Genomic DNA, 23,141 nt, shown 5'->3' on the forward strand with positions numbered 1-23,141 from the left:
CCCTGGGGCCGGTAATGCTACCGGCCCCAGGGGTATATGGAAGGTAGGTGGAAGGTATATGGAACATGGAAAAAGGTAGGGGAAACGAAGGTTTTTTGGTATTTTGCCCCACAAACGGCTAGTAATGATAATCAACCTTAGTGATACTAACTCATTGGTAGGTGAATGGTTAAGTGAGATCAGGAGCATGGAAATACAGACAGACCGCATGCGTTTCAGAAGAAATATGGAGCGCCTGGGCGAGGTAGCTGCCTTTGAGATCAGTAAAACACTGGACTATGAAGAAAAAGAGGTGCAGACCCCCCTGGGTATTGCCACCTGCCGGGTGCTGAAACAGCAACCCGTACTAGCCACCATCCTCAGAGCCGGCTTGGCCCTGCACCAGGGCCTGCTGCACTATTTTGACAAAGCAGACCATGCTTTTATATCCGCCTATCGCAAACACAACCGCGATGGCTCTTTTGATATCAGCCTGGAATACGTTTCCAGTCCCTCCATTGAAGACCAGGTAGTGATCCTTTCTGACCCCATGCTGGCTACCGGCGCCTCCCTGGTGAAAACCATCGAGCACCTGACAGACCTGGGGAAACCCAGGCACATCCACCTGGTGGTAGCTATTGCCTGCACTATCGGTATAGAGTACGTACAACGCCATGCCAGTACCAACATCAGCATCTGGGCCGGGGACATCGACGACGAACTGACCGCCAAAGGCTACATCGTTCCCGGCCTGGGGGATGCCGGAGACCTTGCCTTCGGCAATAAGCTACAAGGCTGAGGCGTTACATATTATATGAATTTAATTTGAAATATTAACCACTTTTCGTACCTTACACTGGCAAAAGTGACTGTAATCCTATCCTATACCATAATGTATTAACCTTTATGAAAAAGGCATTACTTATTTTAACCATTATTCTCTATTTAATACCTGCTAGCCGGGCACAGGATCCGCATTTCTCGCAGTTCTTTGCCTCACCGCTGACGCTTAACCCTGCCTTTACAGGTCTGTTCTCAGGTGATTACCGCATTGCCGGTAACTACCGCTCTCAATGGAGAAGCATTGCCACTCCCTATATAACAGGTACCTTATCTGCCGATTTCAGTATATTGAAAAACGTTATATCCTATACGGATATATGGGGCGTAGGTATCATGGCACTGTATGATAAAACAGGCGGCGGCGCATTGGTTTCCAACTATATAGCTATCAGTACCTCCTATCATAAAGGCCTTGACCCCGAGGGTAACCATACCCTGGCCATCGGCCTGCAGGGCGCATGGATGCAGAAAAGGGTAGACCAGAGCAAACTGATTTTTGAAAGCCAGATTGATAACAACGGTTATAACCCGGGACTGCCCAGCAGCGAAACCCTTACCAATCCCAAGATCTCTTATTTTGATCCGAACATTGGTATCCTGTATAACGGCCTGGTAGGCGAAGCGTCCAACATTTACCTGGGTGCCTCCTACTATCACGTTACACAACCTACAGAGACTTTCATGAGCCAGAACAATAACCGGCTCAGCTACCGCTATACCATACACGGTGGCGGCTCCTTCCCGGTACATGGCATTAACCGCATTCACGCCAGCGCCCTGTATATGAAACAGAGTACGGCTTCTGAAACCTCTTTCGGCGCTGCTTACGGGTTTAACCTGAGCGGTGTGCCCGATGATAATCCTACCATGTTCTACCTGGGTAGCTGGTACCGTTATAAAGACGCTATCAACCCCTATGTAGGCCTGGAGATCGGCGGATTCAACGTAGGCCTCACTTACGACCTGAACGTATCCAGCCTTAAACCGGCCTCCAACTACCGTGGCGGTATGGAAATATCCGTCATCTATGTTCACCGCTCCAGCCAAAGCAGCAAGTACAAGACATTGTGTCCGAAATTCTAAAGGATTACAGCATTATAGTTTAAAAGTTAAAATGTTTGAGGGTCTGACATTAGCGAACGTGTCAGACCCTCAAACATTTTAACTTTTAAATTTTTTTAGTGTGGCCGATTTTTAGTTACTTACCACTTTATTCTGTCATAATAAAATCAGCGGACCTGTGTTTTCGTTCAGAGAAGTACTAGCAGCTATTCAATCTTACGGTAAGGCACACCAGTTCATCACCCAGCAACGGCTGTGGAAGTGGATATTGTTGCCCGGCATTATTTACTGCCTTTTATTTATTGCTGGTATTTACTTTGTATGGAGCTATTCAGGTGAGTTCGTGGAATATCTTTTCAACCTTCTGCCGTTGCGCACCTGGATACAGGACCTGGAAAGCAGCTGGGTAAGCTTTGTATTTATCCTCCTCGCATTTTCTATCCGCATCCTCTTTCTCTTACTTTATTTTTCCTATTTCAAATATCTCTTTCTGATAGTGGGCTCGCCCCTCTTTGCTTACCTGTCTGAAAAAACAGAAGCTATCCTGCAACGCCGGGATTTTCCCTTCAGCTGGAAACAGCTGCTGAAAGACATTGCAAGGGGTGTTCGCCTTTCATTCCGCAACATGCTGTACCAGACCATCTGCCTGCTGCTGTTGTTTGTCCTTTCCTTTATTCCCATACTGGGATGGCTTACACCACTGGCCGGCTTCATCATAGAATGCTATTTTTACGGCTTCTCTATGATGGACTACAGTTGTGAACGCCATCGCATGAATGTAAGGCAGAGCATCGCCTTCATCAAAGAGCACAGGGGTATGGCACTGGGCAACGGCATGGTATATTACCTGATGATGTTTGTACCAATTGCCGGATGGATACTGGCCCCCTCCTACGCTGTAATAGCCGCCACCATTCATTTACAGGATAAACGACTGTTGTAATGAACGCTCCCGGCAAAGTATACCTGATACCGACAATGTTGAGCCCCGATGCATTACAAACCATCCCGGCCTATATTACGGCCGCCGTACAGCCGCTCAGGATCTTCTTCGTAGAAAATGAACGTACCGCACGCCGCTACCTGAAAGCGCTTGACAGGAACATTAATATAGATGAGCTGCAGCTGCACCTGATGAACGAACACCATCCTCCTGATACAACGCTGGCTAAAAAATTACTGCTGGAAGGTCACAACATCGGTATTATGAGCGAGGCCGGATGCCCTGCCATTGCAGACCCCGGGCATCTGGTAGTACAGGTGGCACACCGTATCAATGCCGCGGTGATACCACTGGTAGGCCCCAACTCCATCCTGCTGGCCCTGATGGCCTCCGGTATGAATGGACAGCATTTTCAATTTGTGGGATACCTGCCGGTGAAACCGCCGGAGCGTGTAAAAACCTTAAAAGAATTGGAAATTGTTTCTCAAAAGAAAGGACAAACGCAGATATTCATTGAAGCCCCTTACCGCAATAACCAGCTGCTGAAAGATATACTGGCTAACTGTAAAGACCATACGCAATTGTGTATAGCCGCAGACATTACCGGGCCTGAAGAATACATCCGCACCAGGACCGTTAAAGAATGGAAGAACGCAGTACCCGAACTGCATAAACGGCCGGCTATTTTCCTGCTGTATGCAGACCGTTAATTCAGCGGCGGCTCATTTCTTACCGCCACAATACTATCCACTATATATTTACTGAAACCGCGCCAGGGAACGGCGCCGAGGTATTCTTTGTAATGCAGCTCCACCACTTTACCACTGCTGGTCATTAGCTTCTGCGCTACCTCTTCATTCACCACGGAGAACTCAAATTCATTGGACTGCAATGAGCCGGGCTGTTTGGAGCGATAGCCGGACTGTATCAGCCTTCCTTCATAGGTTTTAAAGATATAACCCTTCTGCACAAAATAATTCAGCTCGCCAGCCTTTACACCACGACCAAACACAAAGTAATATCTGTAGGAAAAGTATCCCAGCAGCAGCAGGAAGACAATCCCCACGATCATGAATACAAATTTGCGCATAACGATAATTTAGTTTGAGGGGTTGAATGTTTATATGTTTGAGCGTTTGAAAGTTTTGAAAGTGCGTCCCGCCATTAGAACATCATTAAACTTTCAAACGCTCAGCCTTCAAACCTTTCAATATTAAAGTCCATACTTGTCTACCAGGTGAAGCAATGCCGCCATACTGAATGCACCCAGCTCCAGCTCTCTTTTGTTCACTGCTTCAAACACATCTGACTGTGCATGGTGGATGTCAAAATAACGCTGCGAGTCAGGAGAAAGTTCACCAATGGGTATGCCCAGCTGCTCATTCAGCGGTCCCACATCTACGCCGCCGCCTTCTTCGTCAAAATCGTACAGGCCGTAGGGCAGCAACAGCTTAGCCCAGCTTTTTACTTTGGCGCGCTGCCCGGGTGATGCAGTGAGTGAAAAACCACGGGGCGTAAAACCACCGGCATCGCTTTCCAATGCAAAGATGTGCTTTTCACCGGCTGCCTTGGCAGTTTCGGCATATTTCTGTCCGCCTCTTGTGCCGTTCTCCTCGTTGGCAAACAGCACTACACGCAAAGTATGTTTAGGCCGCAACCCTGCTGCCTTTAAAGCGCGGAGCACTTCTATGGATTGTACACAACCGGCGCCATCATCATGCGCCCCCTCGTTCACATCCCAGGAATCCAGGTGGCCGCCCACCGTGATCACCTGTTCAGGATGCTCACTGCCTCTCAGCTCGGCAATCACATTATGACCAATGGTATCAGGCAGGAAATGACAGGTAGTGCGCAGATAGACCTTCATATCCTTATCATCGCTGATCCGGTTGCTCAGTTTATCGGCATCTTCCAGGCCAATCGCTACCGCCGGTATTTTAGGGAAAGAATCGTTATACCGCATAGCGCCGGTATGCGGGAAATTATTGGCTGCATGCGACATGGAACGGACAATCACCGCCAGTGCGCCATATCTGGCAGCCCTGCTGGCTCCCGCAGCCCGGTACATGAATGCATCGCCGTAGGCATGAAAAGTTTTGATGAAAGTTGGATTGAAATGGTAGTTGTAGAATACGATCTTCCCTTTCACCTGGTCTTTCTTAGCCTCCAGGTCGTCAAAAGAAGCCACTTCTATTACAGGAGCGGTAACGCCTTCGGGCCCGCTGCCCACGGAATTACCGAGCGCCAGCACCTCCAGCGGCGGAATAAAATCCCGGCGTTTTGATATAATACGTACTTCTTCCTTATCGCCCCTTACCCAGTGAGGCACCATACATTCCTGCAGATAAACGGTATCTGCACCGGCAGCTTTCAGGGCCGCAAAGCCCCATTGTTCTGCCTTCGACATTTGCGGAGAGCCCGCCAGGCGGCCTCCTATCTCCTTGGTAAGCACTTTCAGGTTAGCGTAGGCGGTGCTGTGTGTAAGCACCTCGTCGGCCAGCTTGCGTAGCGTAAGGGAATCGTCGTTCTGTTGTGCATGAGCTATAGATATGGAACAAGCTAAGGTTAGCGGTAAAAGAAAGCGTAGCATAAAGCAGGCAAATTTTTGGACCTAAGCTAATCAATTAACCCTGTTATTACAAATTTGTGACGGATGACGATGTGACGGCCGGCGACAATTGCTGATGGCAAAACGCTATCTTTGTACCCTGCTTTAGGCACTGAGCACTGTGCAGAAGCGCTAAGCGGAAAAAAATGTAATTCCATGCGAATCGGTATAGTATGTTATCCTACCTACGGGGGGAGCGGCGTCCTGGCGACTGAACTGGGCAAAGCACTGGCAGATAAAGGCCATATGGTTCACTTCATCACTTATCAGCAACCCGTAAGGCTCAACGCATTTCACGCGAATATTTATTATCACGAAGTTCAGGTGCCTACCTATCCCCTGTTCGATTTTCCACCCTATGAATCTGCGCTGAGCAGTACCATGGTAGACGTGATTTTGAACCAGCATCTTGACCTGCTGCACGTGCACTATGCTATTCCGCACGCCAGTACGGCCTACCTGGCCAAACAGATCGTGAGTAAGCAGGGCAGGGTTGTACCTTTCATCACCACCCTGCATGGTACAGATATTACGCTGGTGGGCAAAGACAAAACCTATGCGCCGGTGGTAACCTTTTCCATCAACGAATCAGATGCCATTACGGCCGTATCCAGCAACCTGCGGGAAGAAACGTATAAATCATTCCAGATAGAGAAGGATATTGACGTGATCTACAACTTTGTAGACATTGAGCGTTTCAAACGCCGCGAGCTGCCGCCATTCAGACAAGCCATTGCGCCTAACGGCGAAAAAATCTTACTGCACGTATCCAACTTCCGTAAGGTTAAACGCGTGCCCGATGTGGTGAAGATCTTCCAGCGGGTTCGTGAACAGGTGCCGGCCAAACTCCTGCTGGTAGGAGACGGGCCTGACCGTCCGGCTATTGAATGTATGTGCCGCGATCTGCATTTATGCGATGATATCCGCTTTGTTGGTAAACAGGAACAGCTGGAAGATGTAATGTCTGTCAGCGATCTGTTCATCCTGCCTTCAGAATACGAAAGCTTTGGCCTGGCCGCCCTGGAAGCAATGGCTTCAGAAGTACCGGTGATCTCTTCCAATGCAGGTGGTTTACCTGAGGTGAACATACACGGTAAAACCGGTTACCTGAGCCCTGTGGGCGATGTTGCCTCCATGGCTGCACATGTAATAGAGCTGTTTACAGACGAACGTAAGCTGGCTGTCATGCGTAAAGGCGCACTGGAACAGGCGCAGCGTTTTCACATCAACAATATTGTTCCGCAATACGAGGCTTTGTATGAGCGCGTGAGAGAGAAAGCAACTGCGGCAAGCTATTGACTTAAAAAGCTGTTAGCTACTAGCCGCTAGCTAAATGCTAACAGCTTTTTATCATCTCTTCATGATCCACCACTCCGGGTTTTGTTTCACAGTGCCTTTATAGATCTGTAGTTCTACTTCGCCCTGGTTTTCTATATCATTGGTGCTGGCTGTACCGATCATCTGGCCGGTGCGCACCTGGGAGCCGGTTTTCACGGTTACCGTTTGCAGGCGCACATAGTTGGTGAAATACTGACCGTGGCGTATCATTACCACGTATCCGCTACCGGGTATTACCATTACCCTTCTTACTTCTCCTTCAAATATGGCTTTTACGGCAGCGCCTTTCGAGGTGGCGATGATGATACCGTCGTTCTCTACGTTGATCCGTTCAACTACTGCGTGGTGCTGTTTACCAAAGTGGCCAATGATATTACCATTGCTCACGGGCCAGGGTAGCTTGCCACGGTTACTCTCAAAACTTTCTGACAGGGCCAGTGCTTCAGGAGTAGCTTCCAGCACGTTGGCGCTGCGGGTAGGCGCTGGCGCCGGTTTTTCCGGTTCGGGTTCAGGTGCTTTGGGGGTTTCCTTTACTACCGGCGGCGGCGGTGTGGCCGCTACACCGTTGTTATTACCGGCGGCCGCCTTAGCTGCCGCTTCCCTGGCGGCGGCTTCCCTGGCAGCAGCAAGGGCTGCTGCTTTGCGGGCTGCTTCTTCCCGCCGGCGTTTTTCTTCTGCTGCTTTGCGGCGGGCCAATTCTTCGGCCTCAGCACGTTTGCGTTCTTCCTCAATTTCACGGCGGATCACCGCGCGGATGGCAGCTTGTACATTCTGTGCATCCTTCTTTCGTTTATTGATATCTGCCAGCAGTTCTTTTTCGCGGCCTTTCAGTTTGGCCAGCACTTCATCTTTTTCCTTACGGTCCAGCTCCAGCGTTTTGCGTTCATCCTGCTCACTTTTCAGCGTGCTGGCCCTTTTCTCTTTCTGTTCCTGAAGGCTGGCTATTTTCTGGGACAGCAGATCCTGTGTTTCAACAATGTTGGAAGCCTGCCGCCGGCGATAGTCGCGATACTGTTTCAGGTATTGATAGCGCTTTACCGCATCGTTGAAGCTCTGTGCGGAAAAGATAAAGTTCATGAGGTCATATGCGCTGCGGTTCTTGTAAGCATATACCACCAGCTGTGCATATTGCGCCTTCAGGGTATCAAGGTCTTTCTGTAATGTTTTTACATCACGGTATGCGGTGTTGATATCACCGTTGATGAAGTTGATCTCTTCGTTGATGTTATTGATCAGGCGGGTGCGCAGGTAGATCTTGTTCTGCAGAGCCCTTAGCTGCCCCAGGCTTTCCTTGGTAGAGCGCTTGGTTTCTTTCAATGCTTCGTTGGCCTCGTCTATTTCTTTCTGCAGCTCTTTTTTCCTGCGCTCCAGTTCTTCACGTGAAAGCTGGTTATTGTTCTGCGCATGGGAAACCGCAGGTAACAACCATAATGCAAACAAAAACGGGATAAGCTTCTTCAGATACAACATTTGTTAAAAATACCAATTTTAAAATTCCAAATTCCAAAATCCAAATTCCTGATTCCAGCCCGGTTCCATATTCCTGATGCTGTACACTGCGATTGGGAATCTGGATGTTGGAATTGGAGATTTGGATGCCGGAATTTACTCCAGTGTATAGCCTGAAGCCGGCACCGTAAACGGAAAGCTGAGCGGCTGGTTAAATTCCACGCGGTTAAAGTCCATGGCTATCCTGGTGATATTCTTCTCCTCTACAAAAATGCGGCGGGTGGTTGCAAACCTGCGGCCATCCATCACCTTGTACTCGCCGTAGGTGAGTTCGCAGGACCTGTTGCTGGCGGGGTTTTTATCCATCACCTTGCTTTGCTGCAACAGGTAATCATCTGCAAAGACATTGAACAGACTGGTATATAACGTGCTATCGCAGCTGAATGATATAATGGCGGGTGTTTTTACCACCTGGAAAACTGAATCTGTGAGAAATACCGGGTTGCCGATGATCATGTCCTGCAGGGTACTGAACTCAAATGGAATGTTCAGCAGGTCACGGGCATCGTTGAGGGCGCGCAGGTAAAGCCGCTTGTTGAACTTGTCATAGGCCTTCAGGCTGTCGGGCGTAATGATGGCGCGGGCCACCTCTCCAATAATCGGTGCGGATACGGAGATCCATATCACGCTGTCTTTCTGCATGCGGATGTTGGTACTGATATTCTGCTGCCGCTGCTTATCGTTCTCAAAATCTATCTTGAGCTTGGCAGAGAAAGTAGTATACTGAACGCTGTTTTTCCTGACACCTTCCAGCAGTGTGCCCTTTATGGCCGCTGCCTCTGCAGCTGCGCTATCGGTAACTGCTGTTACCTGGGAGCTGTCTCCCACTGTGAACACAGGCCGTGCTATCTGGCGCGAATGCCTGCAGGATACTAATAAAAGACTGGCTACTCCTAGTAGAACTATTTGCTTCATAACCCAATTATCCAGTTACGCTGAATGCTCAATGTTTAATGCTGAACGCTATTGCTTAATGTATTTCGCGTTCCGCGCTCAGCGTAACACTATAAATCAATATACCTTTTTTCTGCAATTTTCCTGGCCAGCCCAACAGAAGAAGCTCCCTTCTCCCTGGCGCGCTGCCAGTATTCGAGCGCCTTCGCCACATCTTTCAGGTTAAACAGGATATCGCCGTAGTGCTCCAGTACGCTCGGATCTTTCTGTGCATCGGGATCCTGCAGCGCCTTTTCAATCCACTCCCTGGCCTGCTCATATTTACCCATGCGGAACAGTATCCAGGCATAGGTATCCATATAGGTGGCGCTTTCAGGCTGCAGCTCCAGTGAGCGGCGCGACATCTCTTCGGCTTTTTCCAGCTGCTCGCTCCGCATGGAAAGATAATAGCTGTAGTTGTTAAGTACTACCGCATCATCCGGCCGTATCATTAAAGCTCGCTCGTAGCTGCTGTCTGATTGCTGATGCTGCCCTACGGCATGGTAAGAGTCGCCCAGCAGGGAGTATACATCTCCCATAAAGCGCTTGTCAGCAGTGCCCATGGTCAGTGCATGTTTCAGTGAGCCAATGGCGTCCGGGTACTGTTGCAGCAGGTATGCCGCTACCCCCTGGAAATAAAAGCCCATAAACTCTTCCGGGAACCTGGCGGTAACTATCTTACTGGCCTTCAGCAATTCAGCCGGCGCTTCCTTGCGTGAATAGATCCACATCAGCTGGTACCAAACCGAAAAACGGGTAGAGTCGAGGCTGATGGCCCTGTTGTAATTATCCAGCGCGCTGTCCAGCATATCCGCCTGTGAATACATGTCTGCCTGCAGGGCATAGGCTTTCGCTTCTGCAGGATGGGCCTGTATTACAAGGTGGGTAAGCTGCAGCCCTTCATGCAGTTTGGTGCTGTCTATCTGCAGCATCTGCAGGTAGGGATATACAAAGGCTACTTTCTCGTCTATACTGTAATCCGGGTTGGAAAATGCTTTGGTAAGATATTGCCAGTAAACGGCGCTGTCGCCGCGCTGTTTGGCGTAATTGGCCAGGGCAATCAGTGAGCGGGCATTGGTGCTGTCGCGCGACAAAATGCTTTTATAAATGGCACTGGCTTCTTCTACACGGTCGTTTGCATCATACACTTCTGCCAGCAGCTGGTAATAACGTAATTCCTGCGGGCTTTGGTTGATGAGTTTGCGGATCTCATTTGCCGCTTCCTCTACCTTGCTCTGCTTCAGCAGCAGGCGTTGCTTCTGGTAGGTCAGCTCCTCTACCACCCCTGTTTTTTCTTCCAGCTGGTTCAGTACGGCGAGTGCATCATCTATTTTACCGGCTTTGGAAAGCAGCATGGCCTTATTAAACATATAGTCCTCGCTTTCCGGGTACTGCCTGCTGAGCCGCGCATATACAGCGGCTGCACTGTCAAACTGGTTATTAATACCCATGGCATCTGCCAGCGCCAGCTGAAACCAGCGGTTGGTAGTATCCATGTTGGCAGCCCTGCGCGCAAAGCCCAGCGCATAGGCTGGGTTGTTCACTTCCATGAAAAGACGGGCCAGCTCGTAATATACGGTAGGATTCTGCCTGTTCAGGCGGAGATAATCTGAGAACTGTGTAATGGCGGTTTTATAATCGCCCAGCATTTTGGAGCGCTGAGCGGCGAAGAAGAGGCTGTCTGAACGCTGCTGAAGCAGGGTAGGATCTTTGATGGCATAGGCACTGTTTGCCGCACGCGCTTTCCTGGCAGCCGGATATTTCTGACTACTGCAGGCACTCCATAAAACAAGAGCACATCCCAACCCTATTAAGGTTCTCAATACACGCATTCCTCAGGATTTTCCGGTGTGGCCGAAACCACCGTGCCCCCGATCTGTTGTTGTTAATATTTCCACTGCTTCCAGACTTACCTGGGTAACCGGGGCTACCACCATCTGTGCTATACGGTCGCCGGGAGCAATGATTTGCGGTTCGTTGGACAGGTTGATCATAATCACCTTCAGCTCTCCCCTGTAATCTGCATCTATCGTGCCAGGGGTGTTCAGCAGGGTAAGCCCCTGCTTGATTGCCAGGCCGCTGCGGGGCCTTACCTGTGCTTCGTAGCCTGCTGGTAATTCAATGAATAAACCAGTAGGCACCAGCATTCTTTCCAGGGGCTGTAGGGTGATTGCCGTTTCCAGGTGCGCCCGCAGGTCCATACCTGCCGATTCGGCAGTGGCATATGACGGCAGCGGGTTGGCCGACCTGTTGATGATCTTTACAATTATTTCAGCCATTTGACAAAGATAATCAAATAGTCAATAGTCTATGGTCCACAGTCCATAGAGTATCCTACTTTAGCAATATCTTAGGAAATGGCTAATAGTCCGTGGACCATCAACTATCTGCTCACCTGCTCCAGCAGGACGGCGGCATAGGCTACTACTCCCTCCTCGCGGCCTACAAAGCCCAGCTTTTCAGTGGTAGTGGCTTTGATAGATACATCGTCTATGCTGATATGCAGGATACGAGCGATGGTTTCCCGCATTTGTGGCACATAAGGCTTTATTTTAGGCGCCTGCAGGCAGAGGGAACTGTCTATATTCACCACCTGGTAGCCTTTTTCTGCTATCAGGGTGTTGCAGCGCTCCAGGAGGATCTTGCTGTCTATGTCTTTATAGGTATTATCCGTGTCCGGAAAATGGAAGCCAATGTCTCCCAGGCTCAGGGCGCCCAGCATCGCGTCGCAGATGGCGTGCAACAGTACATCTGCATCGCTGTGGCCCAGTGCCCCTTTATGATGCGGCACCAGTACGCCGCCTAACCAGAAATCACGTCCTTCTGTCAGCTGGTGGAAGTCTACTCCCTGTCCTATTCTTATTTTCGCCATTATTATCTTACCAGTTACTTGTAGTGCTACCGCCTTCTCCTTCGCCACCCAGGTTGAAACTAAGGGTAAAACGCAGCGTGTTGGAAAGCGGGTTACGCTGGATACCGGTGCCCGAAGGTACAAGATAAGAGAAGTTCAAACCAAATACATCATACCTTACACCGATACCTGCTGTGAAATATTTACGGTTGCCTTTAAACTTATTCTCGTTGTAATAACCGCCCCTTACGGCAAACATGTCGTTATACCAGTATTCTGCGCCTACAGAGAACATCAGTTCTTTCAGCTCTTCGCTGAAACCGCCGGGCGCATCGCCAAAGGAAGAGAAGATGGATTCCACCACGCCTTTATCACGCCACTCGTTGCTACCGTTAGCGGTATCAGGGGTGGGCACCAGCAGCTTGTTGATGTCAAGCGCCAGGGTGATCTTATTAAATTCATCCAGTCCGAAAGTATAGGCAGTACCAATACCCAGGTTGGTAGGAATAAAGTCTTTATACTGTGCAGATTGTGTGTAGGATATCTTGGTGCCGATGTTGGTAATGGCCACACCAAAGTTCCAGGTGTTCACCGTACCGTTATCCTTTTCGATCTCTTTGGTATGGAAAGCGCTGATATCGCCTGCAAATGCTTTACCCGGGCGTACCACACGGCCGTTGATATCGCCGCTGGCCAGGTTGGAGTAAATATAGCGAAGGGCCACTCCTACCGACCAGTTGTCAGACAGTTTACGCGCATAGCCCGCATCGAACGCGTATTCACGCGGACGGTAATCATAGGTGGGCATGCCGGTAATATCGGTAAAGTTGATGGTGCCCAGGGAGAAATACCGTAAAGAGGCACCCAGGGTCTCAATGTCGTTCAGTTTATAATAACCGCTGAGATTTGCCAGGAACACATCGTTCACCAGCTCTTTCAGCCATGGCGTATAGGTAACAGCCACACCGGCATTGCCAGGTGCAAAGGGCAATTTGGAAAGGTTCCAGTACGTGGAATTTGCATCTGGAGAGAGGGCAACCCCCACATCACCCATCGCGCCGCTTCTCGCATCAGGCGAAATCCGGAGGAAAGGCACGGCAGTATTAATGGTATTGCTGGTGCGCCCGTCCGTTTGCCCAGGATTAACAACTTGTGCTGAGGTTTCTAAACAGATGACAGTGCTAAAGATGAACACGAGGCTCAATGTTACCTTACGGATCATGTAATGATGGTATTTGGAATAAGATGTAAAAATAATGCCTAATTTAAAATATTCAACAAAAGGGGCCTGGCTTGGGACTTTGAAATTAGTGTTTTTTTTCATAGGTCTTTTAGAATATGATTAGTTTGCCACCTGAAACTCTTTTGCTCTCTTTGGTGCTGACAGTAATCCGGTAAAAATAGATTCCTGGTGGTACCCTCGCTCCGGAATCGGCCATCGCATTCCATTGCATGCCTTCATAACGGTTCCCCGATGCATTTATTGTTTCCTTGATCGTTTTTACCAGCTGCCCCTGGCTGCTGAAAATCTCCAGAACTACGTCCAGCTGTTGCCCTTGCTGATTATGTGTGAAGAAAAACCGAGTTTCCACGGTAAATGGGTTCGGGTAATTTCCCACCTCCTGCACTGCCAAAGTAGAGGAGCCTATCACCACAAAGCGCAAAGTGGCTGTGGAAGAGTTATTATAGTTATCCCAGGCCTTTATGGTCAGCTCATGCGGCCCTTCGGGCAAACCATACAGGGGGAAACGGATGCTCCCGCTCCTGAAATCATTTAACGAGGCCGTATAATAATCATTCAGCACAAAATACTTGCTGGCGGTATCCAGTATTGCCACCATATCATGCCCGATGCCATAGCCGGAGGTATTAATGCCGCTGCTGTCGCTCAGCTTTACCAGCAGCACAGGGTCTTGCCCCGTTATGCCGCCGTTGCGGAACAATTCTGTATCCAGGAAAGCCTGTATAGCCGGTCCGGTAGTATCCGGCCGCACACTCTCCGCCGTACCCCCTACCTGGTAGCCAGTGAACCAGCCCCCGGCATCTGCCTGCTCATTGGCCGCGTAGTAGCTGATCTTACCCGCACCGGGGCGATAGTCAATATCTTTTGGCACTACGAAGGTAACGCTGAACTGCCCGTTTTGTACCTGCTGCTGCCCGCGGAATAATACCTGCTGCTGCAGGGTATAATCAGCCGCTTCGCTGCCTGCATCATTGCCCCTGGTACGCAGGACAGACGGCTTATCATACACCGCGATGTCCAGGATGCCGTTAAAACCTGTTACGGGGTTTCCCTGGGCGTCTGCAATGTGACCTTTTATTACGTATTGGCCCAGGGCTTTCAGGGTATCCGTTACCGTATTTACATCCTTCCCGTTAATGGAATCTGTTAGTACCCGATAGCGCGGAAAGGCCAGCCGCAGGGCCGGATCGCCCAGCAGCTGAAACTTGCGGTTGTTGGCCACATCACTGTAATTAGTATAGGTAAGGTTCTTGCCCAGCATGGCGGCCTCTCCCAGGGTAGGCATCTGCCCGTTTTGCAGCGGACTAAACACCTGGCTCAGGTAATTGGCGTTCATGATCCGGTTGGAATAGGCAAATACCGCACGGGTAGTGGTCATCAGGGCAATAGCGCCACCCCGCTGCTGCAATAGTATCTGTTCGCCCAGGGAGTTATGGGCCGGGTTGTCAAAAGGCGCAAAATCACAGGTGGCGGTGATCATCAGCGGCAGTTTATTGACATTGGTCCAACCCCTGATGGAAGCGGCATCTACCACCACTTCTTCCGCGAGGCGCGAATAACTGCCATGCCCTGTATAGTTCCACACCAGGTTACCGCTGTTCATATCCCGCTGGATGGCGCTGTTCACCTCCGGGTAACGGCCGCCACCGGCGGAAGCTATCTTCGGATAAGCGTCCAGGTAGATCTTGTCGGCCACCATTCCAGGCCCGCTGGCAGCAGCGGCAGCGCTTACAGCTTCCGCATCCTGTACGTGCAGGTTATTATCTCCATCATCTGCCACAAAGGTGATGTGGTTGCGCCAGGGACCAAAACCTGCCGGCGTATTGTACCTTATGATTTTATCCACCATCTGCTGCGCCTGGTCCAGTGTCTGAACAGGCAGGCGGCCAACGGCAATATCCAGCAGGTTACGTGTATTGATATCAGTTATATCATCCGCATCGTCCAGGAAACCGAAGAAATCATCAGAGGGATACGAGTTAATGAGATCCAGGGAGGCTTCGCTTTCCCAGGTAGGCACCAGGTTGGTATTACCAGGCACACGGTTTTTATAGTCGAAGGAGGCATCGCCGAACAGCAGCAGGTACCTGGGCCGTTTGCCGCCACCTGCGGCCCTGTCGTAACACATCTTCACAAAATCGCGGATGGCAGCAGGGTCGGGTGTGCCGGATGCAAATTCATTATAGATCTCGTGCGCCATCACTACCTGCACCTGTAGCTGATCCTGCGCGGTATGGAAAGCGGCCAGCCTGTCGGCAGCTGCCTTCAAAGCAGGAATGGTGATGATCAGCATATCGGCAGGCGGGATGGCGTGCAGGTCCTGGTTGGGCACCGTACCTGCATATAAAGGCTGCGGCAGCTGCTCCGGGTTAAAGGCCACATACTCCCGCAGTATGGAAGCATCGCGGGCAAACTGCAGCTGGCTGCCATTGCGCTGCACATTCAGCTGTACCGGCTTCCAGGCGTCTGTCACATCCCATACCCGCGTATCCGGTCCGGTGTTGTTCACCATAAACAGGGCGGTTGTTCCCGGCGCCACACTGGCCGCATCCCTGAACTGCAGGGACGCCTGCCCCGGTATGATAAGAGGGCAGCGGGCATGCAGCTCCAGGTAGTCCAGCCAGCCCTGATCACCGTTATTACCGTTGTACTGCAGGCCAACTTCCAGCTGGCTGCTGTTCACCATCACGCTGAAGGTACCACTTGCGGACGTAGCAAATGCCTCGAAGATATTGCCGCTTACGGGCGACAGCTGCAGGCTGCCCGCCGTTTGCTGGTTCACGGTGATATCAAAACGGCTGCCGGTACTGCGGGCCGCCGCCCGGGCCTTCAGCTGCACCGGGCCCGAAGGCGCGGCCGGTAATGTAAATGTATAATTGCGGGTAAGCGTAGCACCCGGACTGTTGCTGAAAACAGGCCCCCACCATTGTTTGCCGCTGCTGACCAGGTTAATGCTGTCTTTTTCATAAAAGGCAATGTGATCAAAAGCGTTTACGGTTACAGAAGGGCTGGCCGCCGGTGTATCAGGCGTCAGACGCTGCCCGGGTTGATCCACATTCAGGAAATACCAGGCGGTGTCGCTGTACAGGTTATAGCGGTGCGTAAACGTATGCGAGGCGGTCTGGTACTCCCATGCATGCGGCCCCGGGGCGTAAAACAGCAAATAATCATCTCCGTTCAGCAACCCATCGCCACCGTCGGCCACCAGCACGGCCGTTTCAGGCAGGTCGTCTTTATAGGTGCCGCTGTTTTTTTCTGGGAGCATGGCGCCACCTTTACCTGCAATGCGTATATTGGCAGACGATAGTGCCTGTGTATTGATACCCATGCTGCCAAGCTGGGCCACCGTGATTTTGTAAACACCGGCTTGTGTTATGCCCAGTTTATACCAGGTGCCGGTAGCCAGCTTGGAATGAGGAACATAGGAACGCTGGCCCATGGCAGCGGGCAACCACGCACCTTGCAGCAGCAATAACCACAGGAAGTAAGGTCTCATAGAGGCTTTCGTTGGCTTAACAGAACCGTAACTTGGATCCCGGAGGACGAAAATAACTAATCCTTTGAAATACAAATAACTAAAGCTAAATTAAGGCCAAATCATTACAAATTAATTTTTTTCACTATAAAATAATTTATACTAAATTTGCGTTTACCTATAAAACCAATACTAAAGCTGAATCTCATATGCACAGATTAACCTCTCTGTCTTTGCTCTTAGGCACCAGTGTGATGCTGGCCATGACCGCCTGTAATAAGGATGGCGGAGGGCTTTTTGGCAAAAAAAAGGAAAAATCCTCAGCCACCGGCTGGAACTACAATGACCCTAAAATGGGTGGTTTCAGCGTGGCCAAGAACAGGGACCAACAAACCGGACCGGGCCTGGTGTTTGTACAAGGTGGTACTTTTGCCATGGGCGCTACCGAGCAGGATGTAATGATGGACTGGAACAACATTCCCCGCCGTATCACGGTTTCATCGTTCTATATAGATGAATCGGAAGTATCCAATGTACACTACCGCGAATACCTGTTCTGGGTACAACGTATGTACGGCGAATCTTTCCCGCAGGTATACCGCAACGCACTGCCCGATACACTGGTATGGCGTAGCGAACTGGCTTACAACGAGCCCCTGGTGGAATACTACTTCCGTCACCCTGCCTATAACGATTACCCGATCGTAGGTGTGACCTGGAAACAGGCTTCAGACTATGCGAAATGGCGCTCTAACCGTGTGAACGAAAAGCTGCTGATGGATAAAGGCCTGCTTTCCAAGGCTGATATCACCAACCAGTCTGACGACAATACTTTCGATACCAAATCATATATGGCCGGACTGTACGAAGGTACTCCGGGCAAAATGACCAAATCTACCAAAGAGCAGTTCAAGAATGCAGACGGCTCACCCCGCACCGCACAGTTTGAAGACGGTGTAATGCTGCCTAACTACCGCCTGCCCACAGAAGCAGAATGGGAATATGCGGCGCTGGGTTACCTGGGTCAGAACCCCTCTCCTTCCAAAAAAGAAGGTAAACGTGGTGAGGAGTTGATCATGAACAAACAGGTATACTCCTGGGGTACCAACACCAGCGGTCTGAGAGACATCCGCCGCGGTAACTGGCAAGGTCAGTTCCTGGCCAACTTCAAACGCGGTTCTGGTGATAACATGGGTATGGCCGGTGGTCTGAACGACCGTGCATCCATCCCTGGTCCTACCCGCACCTTCTTCCCGAACAACTTCGGTATCTATAACATGTCTGGTAACGTGAGTGAATGGGTACTGGACGTTTACAGGCCGCTGAACCCGATAGATGGTGACGACTTCAACTACTTCCGTGGTAACAAATTCCAGACTACCTACATGAACGCTGACAACGAGCCCGAAAAAGACAGCCTGGGTTCACTGAAAATGCGTGACGTTACTGACGAAGAAAGCGCTAACCGCCTGAACTATCAGAAAGGCGACGTGATCAACTACCTCGATGGTGACTCACTGTCTCAGGTTGAATACGGCTACGGCATCACTTCACTGGTGAACGACAAATCCCGCGTAGTAAAAGGCGGTAGCTGGAACGATCGCGCTTACTGGCTGTCACCTGGCACCCGCCGTTACATGCAGGAAGATATGGCCACCAACACCGTTGGCTTCCGTTGCGCAATGGACCGCGTGGGCAGCCCTGAAGGAAACAAGTTTAAAACCGGTCAGCTGTTCAAGAAACAAAGACAAAAGAGATAAACAGCCGTTAGCTTTTAGCTGTTAGCTGTAAACAAATAATACCAGTCAGGGGCTGAATAGAAAGTAGATAACACTACTGCTATTCGGCCCCTGGCCATTTTAACACGGTGACCGGCATATGAATATATTATCCCTCGTATAAGATTTCCTATATCCTATAACCATTTAAACCACGTCAATCATGTTCAACAACACGTTCTGCCGCAGGCTAATGCAAACGTATGCATTGCTTGCGCTGCTGCTGTCCGCAGCTGTTTCTTCTCCTGTACAGGCGCAAGCGCCCCGCTTCAAGGTCATTGCATTTTATAATGGCAACTTTGACAAGGCGCATATCAGTTTTGTAAGGGAAGCCAACAAATGGTTTCCCGCCATCGCCGCGCAGTACAATTTCTCTTATGAGGCCACCAACAACTGGAACAACCTGAATGCGAACTTCCTTTCGCAATACCAGGTAGTGCTTTTCCTTGACGATGCCCCCACAGGCGCAGCGCAACGCCAGGCCTTCCAGACCTACATGCAGAACGGCGGCGCCTGGATGGGCTTCCACGTATCTGCCTTTACACAAAACGCCTCTGAATGGAGCTGGTACCACAACACCTTCCTGGGCAAAGGTAATTTTGTGCGCAATACCTGGTTCCCCACCAGCGCCATACTGCGCTGTGAAGACAACACTCATCCCAGCACACAAAGGCTCACCACCACCTTCACCTCCTGCGTAAGCGAGTGGTACGCCTGGAGCAACGACCTGCGCACAAATCCCAACATCAGGATCCTTTGCTCGGTAGATCCGGCCAGCTTTCCGCTGGGCACAGATCCTAACCAGACCTTCTACAGCGGTTACTATCCCATTATCTGGACCAACCGCAACTACAAAATGTTATATGCCAACTTCGGGCATAATGATGTGAGCTACAACCCGGATGCCGACAAGTCTTCCACCTTTGCCAGCGAGATACAGAACCGGTTTATCATAGACGGTTTGCTGTGGCTGGGTGGCGTTACACCCGGCCCTGCTCCTGCCATTCCTGTTCCCGGCACCGTACAGGCAGAACACTATACGGCAATGAACAACGTCCAGACAGAAGTAACCACCGATGCAGGCGGCGGACTGAATGTTGGTTACATTGATGCGAACGACTGGATGGACTATAAACTGAACGTACAAACAGCCGGCGAGTATAACATCCAGTACCGCATAGCCAGCCAGAACGGCGGTGGCAGCATACAGCTCAGAAAAGACACCGCCATACTGGCCACCACCGCTATCCCCGCCACCGGCGGCTGGCAGAACTGGACCACCGTTACCGCCACCGCTACCCTCGCTGCCGGTGAACAAACCCTGCGCCTCTTTATGCCCGCAGGCGGCTTTAATGTGAACTGGATACAGTTCTCTGCCACTTCCAACCCCACCAATGTACCCATCGGCAAAGTGATCACGCTGAAAGGCAACAATGGTATGTTTGTAAGCTCTGAGAACGGCGCCCAGCCCATGAACTGCAACAGGCCCGCTGCACAGGGCTGGGAACAGTTTACCGTATTGGATGGCGGCGCAGGTAAAATAGTGCTGCAGGCGATGAACAAGTATGTATCTTCTGAAGGCGGCACTAAAGCCATGAACTGTAACCGTACAGTGATCGGCTCTTATGAAAAGTTTGACTGGATACAGAACCCCGATGGCACCATCTCGCTGAGGGGTAACAACGGGCAGTATGTTTCTTCTGAGAACGGCGCCCAACCCATGAACTGCAACCGCCCCACCATTGAAGGATGGGAGAAATTCACCTTTGCAGAAGTGTCTTCCGGCGCCAGGACCATGCAAATTGTGCCGGAAGAAAAAACGGCAGATGCAGCAACAGGTACTGCCTACCCCAATCCCTTCGGCAACCAGCTGTTTTACACCCTGCCCGCTAAATATACCTTCCACACCGTGGTGGTATATGACCTGAATGGCAGGCAGCATATCCGTGCAGTAGTGAAAACGCAGCAGTCCACCTACACGCTGGATGCCTCCAGGCTGCCTAAAGGATTCTATATACTGGATATTACCAGTGGTAATTATCACAAAAGGATAAAAGTGCAGAAAGCAGAATAAAAACAAGCGACCGTCTGTCAGCCGGCAGACGGTCGCTTTTGTAAAGTAATAGTATTTTGGCTGGTTTCTCCTATAGTTCTCCTTCGCTTCTCCCTTAAGTATCCTCTAAGAGTAGCAATTTGGGTAAAATAGTATTACTTACCCCAGATCTCCAGTATCTCCTGCGCATGGGTTTTACTATGCGGCTTATCAATGATTTTCTCTATAATACCTTTTTCATTAATGAGGAAGGTAGTGCGATGGGTGCCGTCAAAGATGCGGCCCATGAATTTCTTTTCTCCCCACACGCCATAGGCGCTTACTATCTGGAGATCCTCATCGGGCAGCAGGGGAAAAGGCAGTTCATGCTTCTTTGCAAATTTCTGGTGGCTCTTCTGGCCGTCTGTGCTTACGCCTATTACCGTGAAGCCCTGCTGCAGCAACACCTGGTAATTGTCCCGCAGGTTGCAGGCCTGGTCTGTACAGGTAGGTGTATTGTCGTGCGGATAAAAATAGAGAACCACTTTCTTTCCTTTCAGGCCCGCCAATGAGATCTTGTTCCCGTTCTGATCCACGCCTTTAAAGGCGGGCGCCTTGTCTCCTTCTTTCAGATGTTTCATTTGTAGCTGTTAGCCGCTGGCTGTTAGCCGTTAGCTAACAGCGCTTAGTTCGCTGCTATCTTTTAAAGTTTAGCGTATAAGTGCTTTCATTACCGGCAATATCTGTTACGGTAAGCTTCAGTGTATGCGTACCCGGCAGGCAATGCTCATCGAATGTATAGGTCAGTACATTGCTCTTGCGGGAAAACATCAGCCATTTACCATCCAGCTCTGCACGGTAGCTTTTGATGCCGCTGCCATCGCTCATGCTGAAAGACAGCCGCGTGGCGGCAGCAAGGTTACTGCCGTTGTGCACGCCGCCCAGGGGCGTGATCTTTGGCGCAACGGTATCTACCTCCAGGTGAAAATCTCCAAAGTCGCGGAAACTACCTTTGTACCAGCCATCTTCATAGACCGTGGCCGAAGTGCTTTCTCCCAGGCCGTTGCGCACCATTACTATTTTATCCCGCAGGTCTTCCGGCACTTCTCTGTCTGGCTTTATACGCAGGTCAAACGTATTGTGTACGGGCACCAGCGCGGTATGCAGGCGGTAGATTTCTGAATAATTCTTCGTTGCGTTGGCAGGCAGCTCACGGTAGTTAAAGCATACGCGATCATACAGTGCCGCTTCGTCCATGAAGAATTCTACCTGGTTGTTCTCGAAGATATTGCGCGACTCAGGATACATGGTATTGGCACAGGCCGCATCTGCAACCGGTGCGGCAAATTGCTGCAGTGTGAACTTTACCGTACTGCTGTTGCCGTAGGCATCTTTGACCAGCAGCTTCACCTGGTGCCGGGCGCCATCAGAGAGGTCTATATGACCATCCCCTTTCACATCATGATAAATGCCGAGCGGGTTGCCCGGTAAGGCAAACAGCAGCTGCAGCCAGGGGCCGCCGCCTTTCTTCACTTTGTAATCCACATGGGCATTAAGGTAGCGCGTTTCTTCATAGCCAATATCATCCAGCTGGAAACCAATATTCGGGATGTCATTATCAAACATCAGCACCTCGTAGATGCCGTTGGGATTGGTAGAGTTACTCTGGCGGTCAATGGCATTAACACCAATGCCCACTGTATTGGCGCGTACTTTTACAACCGGCTGGGTAGTAACGTATTCCCCTTTCACCTTCTTCACGGGCAGCAGGATGGGCTGCTGGCTGTATATGCTTTCTTCGGTGTTATAGATGGCAATGCGGTAAACTTCAGGCGCGCGGGTATCCGGCACATCAAAGCCAAACAACAGGGGATTAAGCGGCTTCTCCGTCTGTGTATTCCTGATCTCGAAATGCAGGTGAGGCCCTGCAGATCCGCCGGTATTGCCGCTCCAGGCCACGAACTGGCCCTTCTTTACAGGAAAAGCATCCGGTGGAATGTTCAGCTGCAGCGCCCAGCTTTCGTGTTCGTAGGCTTTTTGTTTTACGTATTGTTCCAGTTCAGGAAAATAGCGGTTCAGGTGAGCGTATACGGTAGTATACCCATTGGGGTGGGTAATGTACAGCGCATTACCGAAACCGGTATGCGATACGCTTACACGGCTTACATATCCATCTGCCGCAGCATGTACGGGCAGGTTCTCGCGCTGCTGCGTCTTTATGTCCAGTCCTGAATGGAAATGGTTAGGGCGCAGCTCCCCGAAATTGCCTGCCAGCACAATAGGAATATTCAGCGGATTACGGAAATACCCTTGCGGATATGTTTTTCCGGGCAGGTATTGTGCATGCAAAAGCTGGGGAAGTAAACAACAAAAGCCTATTAATTTCCTGATCATAATAGGTGCAAATGTAAGGGAGAAAAGGAAAACTGCTTCATCCCTTACAACAAGGCCTGTTTTAAGCAACCGCAAACGGCGGTCTCCGGTTTGATACATGCTGACTTTCTTGCATACGCCCCTTTACTATCGACTTATTTTTTTACTTTAGTG

The 23,141-nt window shown here is 50.5% G+C and carries 18 protein-coding genes; 7 read left to right on the top strand and 11 right to left on the bottom strand.

What is annotated here, in order from left to right; translation table 11 throughout:
* Window positions 1–124: 124 nt before the first annotated feature.
* The 4 genes from upp (at window position 125) to Q0577_RS24190 (ending at window position 3,537) form a co-directional block, all read left to right on the top strand.
* Window positions 125–778: a uracil phosphoribosyltransferase gene (upp, locus tag Q0577_RS24175; RefSeq protein WP_298740935.1), complete on the top strand. Its 654-nt coding sequence runs from the start codon at window positions 125–127 to the stop codon at window positions 776–778.
* 107 nt (window positions 779–885) lie between these two features.
* Window positions 886–1,905: a PorP/SprF family type IX secretion system membrane protein gene (locus tag Q0577_RS24180; RefSeq protein WP_298740938.1), complete on the top strand. Its 1,020-nt coding sequence runs from the start codon at window positions 886–888 to the stop codon at window positions 1,903–1,905.
* Between the two features lie 157 nt (window positions 1,906–2,062).
* A complete protein-coding gene (locus tag Q0577_RS24185; protein ID WP_298740940.1) occupies window positions 2,063–2,827 on the top strand; it encodes an EI24 domain-containing protein in 765 nt (254 codons plus the stop codon).
* Window positions 2,827–3,537, top strand: coding sequence for an SAM-dependent methyltransferase (locus tag Q0577_RS24190; protein WP_298740942.1), 711 nt, complete (start codon window positions 2,827–2,829; stop codon window positions 3,535–3,537). Before Q0577_RS24185 ends, Q0577_RS24190 begins: the two co-directional genes overlap by 1 nt.
* On the opposite strand, the gene Q0577_RS24195 is transcribed toward Q0577_RS24190, so the two are convergent.
* Complete coding sequence (locus tag Q0577_RS24195; RefSeq protein ID WP_298740944.1) at window positions 3,534–3,917, bottom strand: hypothetical protein; 384 nt, start codon at window positions 3,915–3,917, stop codon at window positions 3,534–3,536. The two genes, Q0577_RS24190 and Q0577_RS24195, sit on opposite strands and share 4 nt — an antisense overlap.
* A 123-nt stretch (window positions 3,918–4,040) precedes the next feature.
* A complete protein-coding gene (locus Q0577_RS24200; RefSeq protein WP_298740945.1) occupies window positions 4,041–5,417 on the bottom strand; it encodes a M20/M25/M40 family metallo-hydrolase in 1,377 nt (458 codons plus the stop codon).
* A gap of 174 nt (window positions 5,418–5,591) precedes the next feature.
* Here Q0577_RS24200 and bshA point away from each other — a divergent pair, with 174 nt between their 5' ends.
* Complete coding sequence (gene bshA, locus Q0577_RS24205; RefSeq protein ID WP_298740946.1) at window positions 5,592–6,734, top strand: N-acetyl-alpha-D-glucosaminyl L-malate synthase BshA; 1,143 nt, start codon at window positions 5,592–5,594, stop codon at window positions 6,732–6,734.
* Window positions 6,735–6,785: 51 nt separating this feature from the next.
* Here bshA and Q0577_RS24210 read toward each other — a convergent pair whose 3' ends face one another.
* The 7 genes from Q0577_RS24210 to porU form a co-directional block, all read right to left on the bottom strand.
* On the bottom strand, window positions 6,786–8,243 hold the full coding sequence (locus Q0577_RS24210; RefSeq protein ID WP_298740948.1) for a peptidoglycan DD-metalloendopeptidase family protein: 1,458 nt from the start codon (window positions 8,241–8,243) through the stop codon (window positions 6,786–6,788).
* 135 nt (window positions 8,244–8,378) lie between these two features.
* On the bottom strand, window positions 8,379–9,197 hold the full coding sequence (locus Q0577_RS24215; RefSeq protein WP_298740950.1) for a DUF4292 domain-containing protein: 819 nt from the start codon (window positions 9,195–9,197) through the stop codon (window positions 8,379–8,381).
* Window positions 9,198–9,286: 89 nt separating this feature from the next.
* Window positions 9,287–11,047, bottom strand: a complete 1,761-nt coding sequence (locus tag Q0577_RS24220) for a tetratricopeptide repeat protein (protein ID WP_298740952.1) — start codon at window positions 11,045–11,047, stop codon at window positions 9,287–9,289.
* Window positions 11,048–11,050: 3 nt separating this feature from the next.
* The gene (gene dut, locus Q0577_RS24225) at window positions 11,051–11,494 is read right to left on the bottom strand and encodes a dUTP diphosphatase (protein ID WP_298740953.1); all 444 of its coding nucleotides are present in this window, start codon (window positions 11,492–11,494) and stop codon (window positions 11,051–11,053) included.
* Window positions 11,495–11,598: 104 nt separating this feature from the next.
* Complete coding sequence (gene ispF, locus Q0577_RS24230) at window positions 11,599–12,087, bottom strand: 2-C-methyl-D-erythritol 2,4-cyclodiphosphate synthase (protein ID WP_298740955.1); 489 nt, start codon at window positions 12,085–12,087, stop codon at window positions 11,599–11,601.
* A gap of 7 nt (window positions 12,088–12,094) precedes the next feature.
* Window positions 12,095–13,288, bottom strand: coding sequence for a type IX secretion system outer membrane channel protein PorV (gene porV, locus Q0577_RS24235; RefSeq protein WP_298740957.1), 1,194 nt, complete (start codon window positions 13,286–13,288; stop codon window positions 12,095–12,097).
* 109 nt (window positions 13,289–13,397) lie between these two features.
* A complete protein-coding gene (porU, locus tag Q0577_RS24240) occupies window positions 13,398–16,805 on the bottom strand; it encodes a type IX secretion system sortase PorU (protein ID WP_298740959.1) in 3,408 nt (1,135 codons plus the stop codon).
* Window positions 16,806–16,993: 188 nt separating this feature from the next.
* Here porU and Q0577_RS24245 point away from each other — a divergent pair, with 188 nt between their 5' ends.
* Together Q0577_RS24245 and Q0577_RS24250 are read left to right on the top strand one after the other, a co-directional pair.
* Window positions 16,994–18,544, top strand: a complete 1,551-nt coding sequence (locus tag Q0577_RS24245; RefSeq protein ID WP_298740961.1) for an SUMF1/EgtB/PvdO family nonheme iron enzyme — start codon at window positions 16,994–16,996, stop codon at window positions 18,542–18,544.
* A 181-nt stretch (window positions 18,545–18,725) separates the two neighbouring features.
* Complete coding sequence (locus Q0577_RS24250; RefSeq protein ID WP_298740963.1) at window positions 18,726–20,636, top strand: carbohydrate-binding protein; 1,911 nt, start codon at window positions 18,726–18,728, stop codon at window positions 20,634–20,636.
* 134 nt (window positions 20,637–20,770) lie between these two features.
* Here the strand turns inward: Q0577_RS24250 and bcp are convergent, their stop codons facing one another.
* Both bcp and Q0577_RS24260 read right to left on the bottom strand, forming a co-directional pair.
* The gene (gene bcp, locus Q0577_RS24255) at window positions 20,771–21,235 is read right to left on the bottom strand and encodes a thioredoxin-dependent thiol peroxidase (RefSeq protein WP_298740965.1); all 465 of its coding nucleotides are present in this window, start codon (window positions 21,233–21,235) and stop codon (window positions 20,771–20,773) included.
* 55 nt (window positions 21,236–21,290) lie between these two features.
* A complete protein-coding gene (locus tag Q0577_RS24260) occupies window positions 21,291–22,988 on the bottom strand; it encodes a peptidoglycan DD-metalloendopeptidase family protein (RefSeq protein WP_298740968.1) in 1,698 nt (565 codons plus the stop codon).
* Window positions 22,989–23,141 lie beyond the last annotated feature (153 nt).

Source organism: uncultured Chitinophaga sp. (assembly GCF_937898475.1).
In the GTDB taxonomy this organism is placed as follows: domain Bacteria; phylum Bacteroidota; class Bacteroidia; order Chitinophagales; family Chitinophagaceae; genus Chitinophaga.